This is a genomic window from Pseudomonas sp. GV047, assembly GCF_003058245.1.
Lineage (GTDB): Bacteria > Pseudomonadota > Gammaproteobacteria > Pseudomonadales > Pseudomonadaceae > Aquipseudomonas > Aquipseudomonas marginalis.
This window is the reverse complement of sequence record NZ_QCWA01000004.1, coordinates 130,390-146,461: the sequence shown is the minus strand read 5'-3', so window position 1 is coordinate 146,461 and position 16,072 is coordinate 130,390. Positions and strand designations below refer to the sequence as shown.

The following is a 16,072-nucleotide window of genomic DNA, read 5'->3' as shown; positions in this document are numbered from 1 at the left end:
GTTGAAGGCAGCTGTGCACCCGCGTTTCAGGCCCAGCTTTTACTCACCCTCCATACAAGAAGCCATCCCCATGCCTCTCAAGACACTGTCTATCTTCGGCACGCGCCCGGAAGCCATCAAAATGGCGCCGATGGTGATCAATCTCGCCAATGACGACCGTTTCCACTCGAGAGTGTGTGTCACGGCGCAGCACCGAGAGATGCTGGACCAAGTGCTTGAGCTGTTTGGATTGGTACCTGACTACGACTTGAACATCATGAAGCCGGATCAGAACCTGACGGATGTGACGACGGCAATCATCCAAGGGCTGCAAGCTGTCCTGGAAGACTTCAAACCCGATGTGATCCTCGTCCACGGGGATACGGCGACCACTTTTGCAGCCAGTCTGGCGGCCTATTACCAACAGATACCCGTTGCCCATATCGAAGCCGGGCTGCGTACCCACAACCTCTATTCCCCCTGGCCCGAGGAGGGCAACCGACGCCTGACCGGCAGCCTTGCCTCGATGCATTTCGCCCCCACCCAAACCTCGCGGCAGAACCTGATCAATGAGGGGGTGGCCGCCGAATGCATTCATGTCACGGGCAATACAGTGATCGATGCACTGCTCAGTGTTGTAGAGAAACTTCACGCCCCGACATCCCCTCTGCGCGGCCGCCTTGACCGGCAATTTGCCTTTCTGCCCCAAGACCAGCGGATGATCCTGGTGACAGGCCATCGCCGGGAAAACTTTGGTGACGGTCTTGAACGTATCTGCCAGGCCCTGGCTGAAACCGCCGCGCGTTTCCCGGCGGTGACCTTTGTCTACGCCGTGCACCTGAATCCCAATGTGCAGGAACCCGTGCGACGGCGACTGGCGAGCATCAGCAATGTACATCTGATCGAGCCGCTGGATTACCTGCCGTTTGTCTACCTGATGACCCGGGCGTACCTGATTCTCACGGATTCGGGCGGTATCCAGGAGGAAGCACCTGCACTGGGCAAGCCGGTGCTGGTGATGCGTGACACGACTGAACGCCCCGAGGCAGTCGATGCCGGGACGGCGCGGCTGGTGGGCACGGAGATCGCAAGCATTACCCACCACCTCAGGGAGCTGCTCAGCGATGACGCGGCCTACCGGGAGATGAGTAATGCCCACAACCCCTACGGTGACGGCAGAGCGTGCACACGCATTCGCGAAGTTCTGATCACAACCTGGCGAAAAAACGAGGCCGCGGCATGAGCGTGCCGACGCTCTGCGTCCTGGGCCTGGGTTATATCGGCTTGCCCACCGCCGCGCTGTTTGCCTCGCCGCAACGAACAGTCATTGGCGTCGATATAAACCCGCATGTCGTGGACCTCATCAATCTCGGCCAAGTGCATATCATAGAGCCCGACCTGGACCGGTTGGTCCGCTCGGCGGTCAGCCACGGCTACCTGCGGGCGACAACCCGGCCGGAGCCGGCGGATGCCTTCCTGATCGCCGTGCCCACCCCATTCCTGGAAAACCGCGAGCCAGACCTGAGCTATATAGAAGCGGCCTGCCGTGCCATCGCCCCGGTGCTGAAAAAGCACGACCTCGTGATCCTGGAGTCGACTTCTCCGGTCGGTACCACCGAACTGCTGGTGAAATGGCTGGCCAGTGTGCGTCCGGACCTGACCTTTCCCACCACCCATCAGCAAGCCAGTGACATCCGCATCGCCCACTGCCCCGAACGGGTACTGCCAGGGCATGTCTTGAGGGAATTGGTCAGCAATGACCGCATCATCGGGGGCATGACCGATGCCTGCTCAGCCGCAGCAGTACGGCTTTACCAGCAGTTTGTCGAAGGCCAGTGCATTGTCACTGACACACGCACCGCGGAAATGTGCAAGCTGACCGAAAACAGTTTCCGCGACGTCAATATCGCCTTCGCCAACGAACTCTCGATGATCTGCGCACAGTTGAAGATCGACACATGGGAGCTGATCCGCCTGGCCAACCATCATCCGCGTGTGAATATCCTGCAGCCCGGGCCTGGCGTCGGTGGGCACTGTATAGCGGTGGACCCGTGGTTCATCGTCAGTAAAACACCGGACTTGGCGCTGTTGATCCGCACCGCACGCCTGGTCAACGACAGCAAACCCCAGTGGGTCATCCAGCAAGTCAAGGTGGCGGTGGCCAACCTTTTGTTCAAGCACCCCGGGCTGCGCGCGCACAACGTGCGAATTGCCTGCTATGGCCTGGCGTTCAAGGCAGACATCGACGACCTGCGTGAAAGCCCGGCACTTGGCATTGCCCGCCAGTTGGCCAACGAACTGGGGATAACGCTGCTGCTGGTCGAGCCCAATATCGATGCACTGCCCGACGACCTGACTGGCCATTCCCTGACCGACGTGGCCTGTGCCTGGGACAGCGCCCATATCCATGTGTTGCTGGTCGGGCATCGCGAATTCAGATCCATGTCAGCGCGACATAGCAACGGCGTGGTGATTGATGCTGCCGGCGTACTGGCGAACTGACGATGAATAATCCACAGCCACTCGCCGATACCCATGATCGCGTCATGGAAGCCTATTACGGCAAGCTGGGCGAACACTTCATGCAGGAAACCCGTGCGCGGATCCATTGGATCTGCGCACAGGTCACCGGCAGGACAGTACTCGACGTAGGTTGCTCCCAGGGCATTATCCCCGTGTTGCTGGCCCGTGAAGGCCACAGGGTCACGGGCGTGGATAACGACCCCAGGGCGTTCGAGCAGGCCAAAGATTACCTGAGGGCCGAACCCGATCACGTGCAGCGCAACGTCCGCTACTTGAATGCAGACTTTATGTCGCTGGACACCCAGGGCATGGAACCTGACAGCATCGTGATCAGTGAAGTGCTTGAGCACCTCATCCACCCGGCAGCCTTCGTCGAAAAAGCCGCATCGATGCTCAAGCCGCGTGGCCGGCTGATCATCACCGTGCCGTTCGGGGTGAATGACTTCCTTGACCACAAGCACACGTTCTACCTGCTGGAACCCTTTCGGCTGTTGAGTGCGTACCTGCAGGTCATCCAGGTCGAAATGCTGGGCAAGTGGGTGGGAATGGTCGCCATCAAAACAGAACCCGAGGGCTGTTCGCTGGGTGTCGAGCATCTACGTCAACTGGAAGCGGCGTTCGAGTCCGTCGAGCGTAACCTGCTTGGCCAGGTAGCCGGCGGTCGCCAACAGCGGGAACAGGTCAATCAGAAATACCGTGAAGCGACTGAGCGCATTCAGCAACTCAAGAACGAACTGGCGTACTCAACCGAGTGCAATACCCGGCAGCAAGGGCAAATAGAAGTCCTGACCGCCAATCTGCAGCGCGCAAACGCCAGGTGCCACCTGCTGGAAAATCGCTTGATCAAGACGCGGGCCAGCACCACTTATCAGTTGGGGTATCAACTGCGTGTGGGGGTGGGCTCGCTACGTGAATGCCTGCTTTTGCCTGGCGCCTTGTTCAAGCTGTATCAACAAGCCCGCGCACGTCGCAAAGGCAACGCACCTACGGCCCCCCCTGGCGATGATGCGATCCCACCGGCGCTGCCTGGCACCGCCGCTTTCCTTGTCACGCCGGCCCCCACTCCGCTGGCGGATGCAGAGCATGTGCGCAGCCAGCTGTTGCTTGCCCCCCATGACACGGCCAAGCCCTTCAGAATGGCCTGTGTGATGGACACCTTTACCCATGAGGCCTACCGGTATGAATGCGATCTGTTGCAACTGACACCGGACCAGGGCCTGGCCGAACTGCAATCGTTCCAACCCGACCTGCTGTTTATCGAATCCGCGTGGCGCGGCCAGGATGGCCGCTGGCATAACAAGATCGCCCAGAACAGCACAGAGCTGCGCCAGGTCTTGCAGTGGTGCCGGGAACACAAGGTGCCAACGGTGTTCTGGAACAAGGAAGATCCGGTGCACTTCGAGACGTTCCTGGGTACCGCCACACAGTTCGACCTGGTGTTCACCACGGATATCGACTGTATTCATCGCTATAAAAGCGCGCTGGGGCATGAGCGTGTCTACCTGCTGCCCTTTGCCTGCCAACCGGCGATGCACAACCCGATCGAGTTGTACGAGCGCAAGGATGCGTTCTGTTTCGCCGGTGCCTACTACTGCCGATACCCCGAACGGACGCGGGACCTGGAACACTTCGTCAATGCCCTGCCGGGCTTTCGTCCGCTGGAAATCTACGATCGCAACTTCGGCCAGCCAGAAGCCAACTATCAGTTTCCGGCCCGATATCGGGGCTACATTGCCGGTACGCTTGAGGCGACACAGATAGACCTGGCCTACAAGGGCTACCGGTATGCGATCAATCTCAATTCGGTCAAACAGTCGCAATCCATGTTCGCCCGTCGTGCCTTTGAATTGCTGGGTTCCAACACCCTGACCGTCAGCAATTTTTCTCGCGGCCTGCGTGTGCTGATGGGCGACCTGGTCATCTGCAGCGACAACGGCCAGGAGGTCTTGCGTCGCCTCGACACGCCCGCCGGACACGCCAGGCTGCGGTTGGCAGGGCTGCGAAAGGTGATGCTGGAACACACCTATGCCCACCGGTTGATGTATGTGATGAGCAAGGTGACCCATCGCGTGCATGACCTGCCACTGCCGACGATTTGCCTGGTCGCTGAGGCGGCCGACGAGGCTCAATTGCAGGCGCTCATTGAGCATCTGCGGCGTCAGCGCTACCCCCGCGTCAAGCTGTATGTCGTGGTAAGCGACGCGCCGGCAAGGCAGCCCGCCACCGTTGACCCGCGCTTGCAGCTGATTGAGCGCAAACAGCTGGACAAGCTCACCCTCGGCGAGCTGGCAGGCGGCGCCGACTGGTTCGGCGCCATGCTTGCCGTGGACTACTACGGCCCTCACTACTTGCTCGACCTGGCCTTGGCCACGCGCTACAGCAAGGCCCGGGTGATCGGCAAGATGGCGCACCATGCCGCGGACGAACAGGATATACGCCTGATCAACCCAGGCCAGGAATACCGCAGTGCCACCGGGATAGCGGCACGTCGAGCCTTGATCAAGACAGAAGCGCTGGCACAACAGCCCGCCCGTGCCTGGCTGGAAAGCCTCCCGGCGCTCACCTACACCCACCCTCCATCCCTCGCGATCGATGCGTTCAACTACTGCGAAAACGCCGCGGGCACTGATCGACAGCACGTCGTTGCGGTGGTGGATGACCTCGAGCTGAACAGCGGAATCAGCCTCCAGCATCTCCAGCGCAGCAGTGAAACGATCCCGCCACTGAGCGCAGATACTGATGGCCCGCTGAGCAACGGCCGGGACCTGTCAGAACTGTTCGGCCCGCTGCGCAGCAAGTATCTGCGCGCGCAGGTCGAAGGCGGCACCTGGCATATCGACTCCTCCCTCGCGGACGGAAAACATGAATATCACTACGCCAGGCACGAGTTGAACGTTGCCCAGCTGAAACAGGCCGACGACACCTTGAGATTGCTGCTCGATGCCACGCCGGGCCTGAACCTGCAACTGGTCGTGCTGTATCTGGATGCGCAGAAACAACGGATCAGCCATGTCATGCAGCAGGCCAATCGCAATCAGGCCTGGGATATACCGCCCGAAACAGCGTACCTGCGCCTGGGCCTGCGGGCCCACGGCAGCGGCAGCACGACGATCAAGGCATTGGTTCAAGGACACCGGGAAATCCAACCCTCCCACCTCCTCGCCAAGGCCGCGCACCTGCTGCTGACCAACCACTACCCGGCCTATGACGACCTGTACCGTAATGGCTTTATTCATACCCGTGTCATGGCCTATCAGGAACAGGGCCTGGCGGTAGATGTCTTTCGTCTGCGCCCCGACGAGTCGATCAGTTATCACGAATTTGAAAATGTCGACGTGGTGACCGGCCCGGGCAGCGCCCTGGCAAGCATGCTGGACAGCGGACAGTACACGACACTGCTGGTGCACTTCCTGGATCCGCAGATGTGGGAAATAGTGCGCCCCTACTTGCCCCGCCTCCGGGTGATTGCCTGGGTGCACGGCGCGGAGATCCAACCTTGGTGGCGCCGGGCTTACAACTATGGCGACGAAACACTGTTGCAACTGGCCAAGCTCGACAGTGAGCGACGCATGGGCTTCTGGCTCAGCCTTTTGCAACCCATGCCGCCCAATCTGCAACTGGTATTCGTCTCCCGACAGTTTGCCGAAGACGTCATGGAAGACCTGGGGTTCAGGTTGCCGAGGAGTCAATACCGAGTGATCCACAACCCCATCAATACGCGGCTGTTTGCCTATCAGGAAAAACCGCCTGAGCAGCGCAAGAAAATCCTCTCGATCCGCCCCTATGTGTCACGCACCTACGCCAACGACCTGAGCGTCAAAACCATTCAACTGCTGGCGACCAAACCATGGTTCAACGAACTTGAGTTCCTGATGGTCGGTGACGGACCCTTGTTTGAAGAAACCCTCGCACCGCTGCGTCAGTACCCGAACGTCACCCTCGAAAAACGCTATTTGAAACAATCCGAGATCGCCGACCTGCACAAACACTATGGCGTGTTTCTGTGCCCCAGCCGCATGGACACACAAGGGGTATCGCGTGACGAAGCCATGGCGTCGGGCCTGGTCCCTTTGACTAATCGGGTCGGGGCCATCCCTGAGTTTGTTGACGACGACTGCGGTTTTCTATCGGCCCCCGAGAGTTTCACCGGGCTCGCCGAAGGAATAGAAACACTGTTTTTCAACCCGGAAATATTCAGGGCGAAATCATTCAACGCCAGGCAACGCGTGCTTGCGCAGAGCGCTATGCATTTGATCACCGCGGCCGAACTAAGCCTGATACGGGAACCCCACGGTGAGCCGAGACGTTAAGGCATTGCAATACCGTATCCTGTCGGCACTCCTGTGGTGCGTATGCCTGGGCCAGAACCTCATGAGCATCGCTCCACGTGCGGTGTTGATGGCCCATACCGCACATTTCTGCGCACAAGTGTTGTTGATAACGACGTACTTCCTGCCGATCAAGATTGTCATCCTGCTCGGTTCAGAGACGGTCCCCGCCTATTTGCCAGCCCCGTTGAAAGGCCTCGATCAAACCGCCCTGATCATCGGGCTCGGTCTGTTGACGGTGATCCTTTACGCTTTTTACCTGGGCGCCGGGTTCATGGCCTCCCGTTACTCAAGGGCGGGGGCACGCGCCCTGATAGACGGCGGTGCCGAACCTGCGCGGCTAAAAACCCAATTGGCCCTGGCAGCCAGGACATTTTCCAGGTTTGCGCGGGGTTTATCCGACGCCATGTTTACCCTGATCGTCTTCTGCGTGCTGCTCTACCTCTACCCGTCCCTCCTGGCGATCGGCCTGGCTTATTCCGTGCTCGCTGCGGCTGTGCTGATTGGCTTGAACAACCGTAGCCAACGTGTGCAGGCGGTACTCTCCCGTCACACACTCACGGTGGCCGATGCGTTTTACTCAATGGGCTTTCTGGCGGCATTCGCCTTCATCATTGTCGACTTTCTCTGCCTGACGCCTCCCCACCTGTACATCGCGTTGATAGCGCTGATCCTGATACGTCAAAGCCTCAGCAGACTGAAGGTCCTGACCCAGGACATTCTTTACCTGAACACCCACGCCCCGAGCATCAACCGGATGTTTCTCGCCCTCCACCCGACCCGCTGAACCCCGTCCACATCAACAGGAGTCTTCCGTGCCCCGCATCGCCATGATCGTCTGGAATGAGTTCCGCAACGACGCCCGCGTATTGAAGCAAGCCCGGACACTCCAGGCAGCCGGTTATCAAGTCACCGTGTTCGCCCTGCATGCGCCCGGCGTGACGCATCGCAAGGAGGTGCTGGCCGAAGGCATCCGCGTGGTACGCGTAGCGCGCAGCGTGCGCTGGGGTGCGGCCAACGCCGGATCGCCCCCATCGCCAGGCCCGTTCGCAGCCGAACAATCGATGCCCCTGCGACGCATTCTTTCGCGGCTTTGGGTACATGCAGGGCTGCTGCTACGTATCGCCCTGCATCGCGCTGCGGTGGTGCATGCCCACGACGTCAATACCCTGCCCACCGCCTGGCTGGCGGCCCGGCTCAGCGGCGCCAGGCTGGTGTATGACGCCCACGAAATCAGCACCAGCCGCGAGGGGTATGCGCGCTTTCGCAGCTGGGTAGGTTGTGTCGAAAAAACCTTGATGCCCAGGGCCGAAGGCATCATTACCACCACGCAAAGCCGGGCCAGGTTTTTTGCCAGGGCCTATGGAATCGCCCGCCCGCTGGTACTGCAAAACCGCCCCTGCCTGAGCGCCACCTCACCCGGCCAGAGGATTCGCCTTGAGTTGGGCTTGCGACACCCCTGGCCTATCGTTGTCTATCAGGGCGGCCTTCAACAGGGGCGCGGGCTGGAACGCTTGCTACGCGTGGCGGCGTCGTTGCAAGGCGCTTACCTTGTATTGATCGGGAGCGGCAGGCTTACCCCTGCCTTGATGGCATTGCGCACGGAACTTGGCCTGACAGACCGAGTGCACTTTATCCCGACCGTTGCACTGGCGGATTTGCCCAGCTACACCGCATCAGCCGATATCGGTGTGCAGCCGATCGAAAATACCTGCCTGAACCACTTCACCACCGACTCGAACAAATTATTTGAATATGTCATCGCCGGGCTGCCCGTGGTGGCCACGGACTTTCCGGAGATTCGCAAGATTGTCCGGGCCTACTCCATAGGACTTTTGGTACCGGCAGGCTCGGAGCAATCACTGCGCACCGCACTGCAGTGCCTGATCGATGAACCGTTATTGCGTCAGGCACTGGCGCAAAACGCAAAAAATGCCGCGCTGCATTTAAATTGGGAACGGCAGGAAAGCACGCTGGTGGCGCTGTACGAGCGTGTACTGCGGCGTAAAACCGAGGTGCGCGTATGACCAAGCGCATTCTCATATTGAGCTATTACTTTCCGCCCGATCTGTCGGCATTTCGCGTCGAGGCGTTGGTCAAGGCCTTGTTCACCCACGGTAACGGTGAGATAGAGATCGAGGTACTGACCACCCAGCCAAACCGCTACCCGTCCTATGAGGCTGACCCTGCCCACACCGCGCATCAGCCGAAGCTGTCCGTCACCCGCATCGGCCTCCCCGCGCACAGATTCAGCGCATGGGGCCAGGCCTGGGGGTTTGCCCACTATGCCTGCGGCGTCCTTCAGGCCGTGAAGGGTAAGCCGTATGACGTGATCGTGGCCACCTCTTCGCGACTGATGACGGCCGCACTGGGCGCCGCCATCGCGCGCAGAAAACACGCGCCTCTCTACCTGGATATTCGCGATATCTTTGTCGACGTCCTGCCCGAGCTTTTCCCCGGTGTTGTCGGCAAGCTCCTGGCACGGGTGTTTTCCCGCCTGGAAAAAGTCACCCTTGGGTATGCGACGCGGGTCAACCTGGTATCCCCCGGCTTCCTGAGTTACTTCGCGCCTCGTTATCCACACAAGACCTTCTCAACCTACACCAACGGTGTGGATGATCTGTTTCTTGAAACCCCCTTCCCTACCGAACCGCCTGACGACCCGACACGCCTGCTGAAGATCGTCTACGCTGGCAATGTCGGCGCCGGCCAAGGCCTGGAAAAAATCCTGCCCGCCCTGGCCGAACGGCTGGCAAACAGGGCCTGTTTCTATGTCATTGGCGATGGCAGCACGATGAAAAAACTGAGCGAGGCGCTGATCAAAAGAAACGTAAGGAATGTCGAGCTTATTCCTCCCATGCCTCGCCATAGACTGATTCACTACTATCAGCAAGCGGATGTGCTTTTTTTGCACCTTAATAGCTTTAAGGCATTCTTGAAGGTCATACCTTCCAAGCTGTTTGAATATGCAGCCACTGGAAAACCAATCCTGGCGGGGCTGGAAGGCTATTCAAAAGCGTTCACTCTTAACCATATTCCCAATGCTTGCGTGTTTGCCCCCGCAAACCCGGACGCTGCCGTTGCCGCACTCGCCCGTCTTGATCTGGGTACCACCGACCGAGCGGCATTTCTACAGGAGTATTCCCGCAGCAGGATCCAGCAACGCATGGCTCTGGACATTCTCGATACCACAACACCCGAAGAGCCGTGACCCTGGAAACTGCCAAGCCGATTGTTGCAAAAATAAGTTAAATAAACCCCCGTTACCGCCGATACCCAATGAAAGCCTTGCGGATTGAACAATCATGCGTAATAACCAGCCCGTTACCCAGCGCGAACGTACCTTCCCCGCTCAGCAACGGTTGATCTCCACCACAGATGCCAAAGGCGTGATCACCTACTGCAACGACGCATTCGTCGAAATCAGTGGATTCTCTCGCGACGAACTGGTGCGTGCCCCGCACAACCTGGTCCGTCACCCGGACGTGCCAGCGGCCGTGTTCGGGCATATGTGGACCACGCTCAAACAAGGCTTGCCATGGATGGGCATCGTTAAGAACCGTTGCAAGACGGGCGATCACTACTGGGTCAACGCCTATGTGACGCCGGTCTTCGAAGGCAACCAGGTGGTCGGCTACGAATCGGTGCGCATCAAGCCCACCGCCGAGCAGATCCGCCGTGCCGAGGCGCTCTACCAACGCATCAACCAGGGCAAGTCGGCCGTTCCCCAGCGGGACAAGTGGCTGCCGGTGTTGCAGGACTGGCTGCCGTTTATCCTGATCAGCCAGTTGAGCTTCATGATCGGTGCGTCGCTCAACTCCCACTGGGGCTTTGCCCTGGCAGCGGGTTTGTCGGTGCCATTGGGGCTGCTGGGCCTGAGCTGGCAACAGCGCGGTCTCAAGCGCCTGCTGCGCCTGGCCGAGCAGACCACCTCCGACCCGTTGATCGCGCAGATGTACACCGACAGCCGTGGTGCCCAGGCGCGCCTGGAGATGTCGATCCTCAGCCAGGAGGCACGCCTGAAGACCTGCCTGACGCGCCTGCAGGATACTGCCGAGCACCTCAACGACCAGGCGGCGCAGTCCAATACCCTGGCGCATAACAGCTCCAGCGGCCTGGAACGCCAGCGCGTGGAAACCGAGCAGGTGGCCACGGCGGTCAACCAGATGGCGGCAACCACCCAGGAAGTGGCCAGCCATGTGCAGCGCACGGCCGATGCGACCCAGGAAGCCAATCGCCTGACCGGTCGCGGTCGCGATATTGCCGGGGAAACCCGCGAGGCGATTCAGCGTCTGTCGGTGGCCGTGGGCGAGACCGGCGTGACCGTCACCCAACTGGCCAAGGACAGCGACGAGATCGGCGGCGTAGTCGACGTGATCAAAGGCATTGCCGACCAGACCAACCTGCTGGCGCTCAACGCCGCCATTGAAGCGGCGCGGGCCGGTGAGATGGGCCGTGGGTTTGCGGTGGTCGCCGATGAAGTGCGCCAACTGGCGCAGCGCACGGCTGAGTCGACCGGGCAGATCCATGCCCTGATCGCCAAGCTGCAGCAAACCGCTGCCGCTGCCGTGCAAACCATGGACACCGGGCATCGCCAGGCCGAAGAAGGCGTGGCGCGGGTGATGGAGGCGGACCAGGCATTGGTGGGCATCAGTGAAGCGGTGGCGCATATCACCGACATGACCACCCAGATCGCGGCCGCCACCGAAGAGCAAAGCTCGGTGGCCGAAGAGATCAGCCGTAACATCAGCACCATTGCGCTGTTGGCGGACCAGACCTCGGAGCAGGCGTTGAACTCGGCGCAGTTGAGTGAAGAGCTGACGCATACGGCGAATACCCAGTATTCGTTGGTCGAGCGTTTCAACCGGTAGACCGCTATCGGGAGCAAGCCCCCTCCCACAGTTAACCGCGTACATCCCTTGGAATGCGGTCGAATGTGGGAGGGGGCTTGCTCCCGATTGGCCCTAACAGGCGCTGAGAAACTCAGCCACCTGCACGGCCGCAGCCTCCAAATGCTGCTCATGCGTAAACCCCGAAGCCTTCAACGGCTTCAAGTCGTGATCCCCCGCCACCAGCCACATCACCTCGATGCTCGGCGACAAATCATAGCCCTCCACTGCTCCCCGATTGCCCAGGGCATCCCGTTCGCCCTGCACGATCAGCGTCGGCGTGCTCAGCCCGGACAAATGCTCGACCCGTGGTTTCTCCGGTTTCCCCACCGCATAGAACGGATACCCCAGGCACACCAGCCCGTCGGCGGCCAATTCGTCCGCCAACAGACTCGCCATGCGCCCGCCCATGGACTTGCCGCCAATGGCCAGTTTCCCAGCGACATGACGTCGCACCTCGGCATACACCCCGCGCCAGGCTTCCAGCAGTCTTGGCGCCGGGTTGGGCGGGCGTTTGCCGCCGTCCAGTCGGCGCTGGGCCATGTAGGGAAACTCGAAGCGCAACACGTTGACGCCATGCCCGGCAAGGCGTGCAGCCATGTCGTTCATGAAGGATGAGTCCATCGGTGCGCCGGCACCATGGGCCAGGATCAACGTCACGCAATCACCCGAAGCAACGCCCGACGCGACATCCCAAAGCCAACCGTGTTCCCGCACACACTGCGCCCATTGATCCCCGTCAATACTGGCCTTGTGCTCTTTGCCCATGCTTGCCTCGCTATTCAGTCTGCCTATAACTCCAGCCCAAGTGTCGCATTTGCTTGGGTTGAACCGTGGATGGGGAACCATGAACACTACTTTAAGTACCGCCTATAACTACAAGGTGGTCCGCCAATTCGCCATTATGACGGTGGTGTGGGGCATCGTCGGCATGGGGCTCGGGGTTTTTCTCGCCGCCCAATTGGTTTGGCCCGCGCTCAACTTCGACTTGCCCTGGACCAGCTTCGGCCGCCTGCGCCCACTGCACACCAACGCGGTGATCTTCGCGTTCGGTGGCTGTGCGCTGTTCGCCAGCTCCTTCTACTCGGTGCAGCGTACCTGCCAAACCCAGCTGTTCGCGCCGAAAATCGCCGCGTTCTGCTTCTGGGGCTGGCAACTTGTCATCCTTCTGGCCGCGATCAGCTTGCCCTTGGGCTACACCAGTTCCAAGGAATACGCCGAGCTGGAATGGCCGATCGACATCCTGATCACCATCGTCTGGGTGGCCTACGCCATCGTGTTCTTCGGCACGGTGATGAAGCGCAACACCAAGCACATCTACGTCGGTAACTGGTTCTTCGGTGCGTTCATCATCACCGTGGCGATCCTGCACATCGTCAACAACCTGGAAATCCCGGTCAGCCTGACCAAGTCCTACTCGCTGTATGGCGGTGCGACGGATGCCATGGTGCAGTGGTGGTACGGGCATAACGCGGTAGGCTTTTTCCTCACCGCCGGCTTCCTCGGGATGATGTACTACTTCGTGCCGAAACAGGCCGAGCGCCCGGTGTACTCCTATCGCCTGTCCATCGTGCACTTCTGGGCGCTGATCACCCTGTACATCTGGGCCGGTCCTCACCACCTGCACTACACCGCGCTGCCGGACTGGGCACAGTCCCTGGGCATGGTGATGTCGCTGGTACTGCTGGCGCCGAGCTGGGGCGGCATGATCAACGGCATGATGACCCTGTCGGGCGCCTGGCATAAGTTGCGCAGCGACCCGATCCTGCGCTTTTTGGTGGTGTCCCTGGCGTTCTACGGCATGTCGACCTTCGAAGGGCCGATGATGGCGATCAAGACCGTCAACTCGCTGTCCCACTACACCGACTGGACCATCGGCCACGTACACGCCGGCGCCCTCGGCTGGGTAGCGATGATCTCCATCGGCGCGCTGTACCACATGATCCCGAAAGTCTTCGGTCGCGAGCAGATGTACAGCCTCGGCCTGATCAACGCGCACTTCTGGCTGGCCACCATCGGCACCGTGCTCTACATCGCCTCGATGTGGGTCAACGGCATCGCCCAGGGCCTGATGTGGCGTGCGATCAACGAAGACGGCACCTTGACCTACTCCTTCGTCGAAACCCTGGTGGCCAGCCACCCAGGCTTCATCGTGCGGCTGGTGGGCGGTGCGGTGTTCCTCAGCGGCATGTTCCTGATGGCTTACAACACATGGCGCACCGTGCGCTCGGCACAACCTGTCGAAGCCGCCCCTGTCGCGCAGATGGCCTGAGGAGTCTGTGATGAAACACGAAACGATTGAAAAGAACGTCGGCCTGCTGATGCTGCTCATGGTGCTCGCCGTGAGCATCGGTGGCCTGACCCAGATCGTCCCGCTGTTCTTCCAGGACGTGACCAACAAGCCGGTGGAAGGCATGAAGCCCTACACCGCGCTGCAACTGGAAGGCCGCGACATCTACATCCGCGAAGGCTGCGTACAGTGCCACTCGCAGATGATCCGCCCGTTCCGCGCCGAGACCGAGCGCTACGGCCACTACTCGGTGGCCGGTGAAAGCGTGTGGGACCACCCGTTCCTGTGGGGTTCCAAGCGCACCGGGCCTGACCTGGCGCGCGTCGGCGCACGCTACTCGGACGACTGGCACCGCGCGCACTTGTACAACCCGCGCAACGTCGTGCCCGAGTCGAAAATGCCGGCCTACCCGTGGTTGGTCACGGCGGCGGTCGACAGCAGCCACACCGAGACCAAGTTGAAAGTGATGCGCACCCTCGGCGTGCCGTACACCGACGACGACATCAGTGGCGCCGTGGCCAGCCTCAAGGGCAAGACCGAAATGGACGCGCTGGTTTCGTACCTGCAAGTACTCGGCACTGCCATCAAGAGCAAGAGGTGAGCCATGGGATTTGAATTCGATGCGGGCACCATCCGCGGCCTCGGCACGCTGGTGGTCGCCATCGCCTTTATCGGCCTGTCGCTGTGGGTGTTCAACAACCGGCGCAATGCGGAATTCGAGCAGGCGCGCCTGCTGCCCTTCGCCGATGAACCCTCTCCAACCGACGCTCAAGAAGAGCCTGTAACAAGGAGCAACCGGCCATGACTACCTTTTGGAGTACATGGATCTGCGTACTGACCCTCGGCAGCCTGATCGGCCTGACCTGGCTGTTGTTCGCCACCCGCAAGGGCGAGACCAAGGGCAGCGTCGACCAGACCATGGGCCATGCCTTCGACGGTATCGAGGAATACGACAACCCCCTGCCCCAGTGGTGGTTCATGCTGTTCGCCGGCACCCTGGTGTTTGCCGTCGGCTACCTGATCCTCTACCCGGGCCTGGGCAACTGGAAAGGCGTGTTGCCGGGCTATGAAGACGGCTGGACCTCGGCCAAGGAGTGGGACAAGGAGATGGCCAAGGCCGACACCAAGTTCGGACCGATCTTCGCCAAATTCTCGGCCATGCCCGTGGAACAAGTCGCCAAAGACCCGCAGGCGCTGAAAATGGGCGGTCGCCTGTTCGCCTCCAACTGCGCGGTGTGCCACGGCTCGGATGCCAAGGGCGCATTCGGCTTTCCCAACCTGGCTGACAACATCTGGCGTTGGGGCGGTTCGGCCGAAGCGATCAAGACCACCATCATGAACGGTCGCCACGCGGCGATGCCGGCCTGGGGCGACATGCTCGGCGACGACGGCGTGAAAAACGTCGCCGCCTATGTGCGCCACGACCTGGCCAAGTTGCCATTGCCGGCCGACAGCACCGCCGACCTGGCCGCAGGGCAAGCCGCATTCAACACCACCTGCGTGGCCTGCCATGGTCCGCAGGGCCATGGCATGGAAGCCATGGGCGCGCCGAACCTGACCCTGCCCGCCGGCTACATCTACGGCACCAGCCTCGCGCAGTTGCAGCAGACCATTCGCCACGGCCGCCAAGGCCAGATGCCCGCCCAGGAAGTGCTGCAGGGCAACGACAAAGTGCACCTGCTCGCCGCCTACGTTTACAGCCTGTCCCATAACGCTGATGGCGCAACGCCAGAAAGCCCAGCCCAGTAACACCTGACTGCCGCCCCAATCTGGGGCGGCAGCTCTACCGCGCTACGCGACCAAGTGTCGCACCCTTCCAAAGCACACCTTTCCCCTCCTGCCATTCGGGTCTACGCTTGCTTGCACAGCGGACCGATCCTGGCGTACGCGACGACAGTCGTTGCGACCCCCGAAATTTCCTGTCCACTCGATCAGCTTTCGATTTCGGATTTTATCCTTACGCCAAACATGGAAAGGGCGCAGAATCTGGCGTGGAACGCATTGACACAGGTCAGCCTTGCGTTGCAATGGCCCCTTGCTTTCTACATACTTGCGGCCGAATT

At 60.5% G+C, this 16,072-nt stretch carries 12 protein-coding genes; 11 read left to right on the top strand and 1 reads right to left on the bottom strand.

All coding sequences use genetic code 11. The features are described from left to right. Positions 1 to 70 precede the first annotated feature (70 nt). The 7 genes from wecB to C8K58_RS11725 all read left to right on the top strand — a co-directional run bounded on the left by wecB (position 71) and on the right by C8K58_RS11725 (position 11,701). The gene (gene wecB, locus C8K58_RS11755; protein WP_027603743.1) at positions 71 to 1,222 is read left to right on the top strand and encodes a non-hydrolyzing UDP-N-acetylglucosamine 2-epimerase; all 1,152 of its coding nucleotides are present in this window, start codon (positions 71 to 73) and stop codon (positions 1,220 to 1,222) included. Continuing rightward, positions 1,219 to 2,481, top strand: coding sequence for a UDP-N-acetyl-D-mannosamine dehydrogenase (gene wecC / locus C8K58_RS11750; RefSeq protein ID WP_108573747.1), 1,263 nt, complete (start codon positions 1,219 to 1,221; stop codon positions 2,479 to 2,481). Before wecB ends, wecC begins: the two co-directional genes overlap by 4 nt. A 2-nt stretch (positions 2,482 to 2,483) precedes the next feature. Next, positions 2,484 to 6,812, top strand: a complete 4,329-nt coding sequence (locus C8K58_RS11745) for a methyltransferase domain-containing protein (protein WP_108573746.1) — start codon at positions 2,484 to 2,486, stop codon at positions 6,810 to 6,812. Then, positions 6,796 to 7,617: a hypothetical protein gene (locus C8K58_RS11740; protein WP_108573745.1), complete on the top strand. Its 822-nt coding sequence runs from the start codon at positions 6,796 to 6,798 to the stop codon at positions 7,615 to 7,617. Before C8K58_RS11745 ends, C8K58_RS11740 begins: the two co-directional genes overlap by 17 nt. Before the next feature lie 28 nt (positions 7,618 to 7,645). Then, entirely contained in the window at positions 7,646 to 8,857 is a 1,212-nt protein-coding gene (locus C8K58_RS11735) for a glycosyltransferase (protein ID WP_027603740.1), read from the top strand. Next, complete coding sequence (locus C8K58_RS11730; RefSeq protein WP_092355322.1) at positions 8,854 to 10,041, top strand: glycosyltransferase family 4 protein; 1,188 nt, start codon at positions 8,854 to 8,856, stop codon at positions 10,039 to 10,041. The genes C8K58_RS11735 and C8K58_RS11730 overlap by 4 nt, the downstream gene beginning before the upstream one ends. Positions 10,042 to 10,135: 94 nt before the next feature. Further along, the gene (locus C8K58_RS11725; RefSeq protein WP_027603738.1) at positions 10,136 to 11,701 is read left to right on the top strand and encodes a PAS domain-containing methyl-accepting chemotaxis protein; all 1,566 of its coding nucleotides are present in this window, start codon (positions 10,136 to 10,138) and stop codon (positions 11,699 to 11,701) included. A 93-nt stretch (positions 11,702 to 11,794) separates the two neighbouring features. On the opposite strand, the gene C8K58_RS11720 is transcribed toward C8K58_RS11725, so the two are convergent. Further along, positions 11,795 to 12,487, bottom strand: a complete 693-nt coding sequence (locus C8K58_RS11720; protein WP_108573744.1) for an alpha/beta family hydrolase — start codon at positions 12,485 to 12,487, stop codon at positions 11,795 to 11,797. 79 nt (positions 12,488 to 12,566) lie between these two features. Between C8K58_RS11720 and ccoN the strand changes: the two genes are divergently transcribed. From ccoN to ccoP, 4 genes are read left to right on the top strand one after another with little or no spacing between them, the layout of a single operon-like run. Continuing rightward, positions 12,567 to 13,991, top strand: coding sequence for a cytochrome-c oxidase, cbb3-type subunit I (gene ccoN / locus C8K58_RS11715; protein WP_085205420.1), 1,425 nt, complete (start codon positions 12,567 to 12,569; stop codon positions 13,989 to 13,991). A gap of 10 nt (positions 13,992 to 14,001) precedes the next feature. After that, positions 14,002 to 14,610, top strand: a complete 609-nt coding sequence (gene ccoO, locus C8K58_RS11710) for a cytochrome-c oxidase, cbb3-type subunit II (RefSeq protein ID WP_017735321.1) — start codon at positions 14,002 to 14,004, stop codon at positions 14,608 to 14,610. Positions 14,611 to 14,613: 3 nt separating this feature from the next. Further along, positions 14,614 to 14,814: a cbb3-type cytochrome c oxidase subunit 3 gene (locus tag C8K58_RS11705; protein ID WP_027603735.1), complete on the top strand. Its 201-nt coding sequence runs from the start codon at positions 14,614 to 14,616 to the stop codon at positions 14,812 to 14,814. Further along, a complete protein-coding gene (gene ccoP / locus C8K58_RS11700) occupies positions 14,811 to 15,758 on the top strand; it encodes a cytochrome-c oxidase, cbb3-type subunit III (protein ID WP_092355331.1) in 948 nt (315 codons plus the stop codon). Before C8K58_RS11705 ends, ccoP begins: the two co-directional genes overlap by 4 nt. Positions 15,759 to 16,072 lie beyond the last annotated feature (314 nt).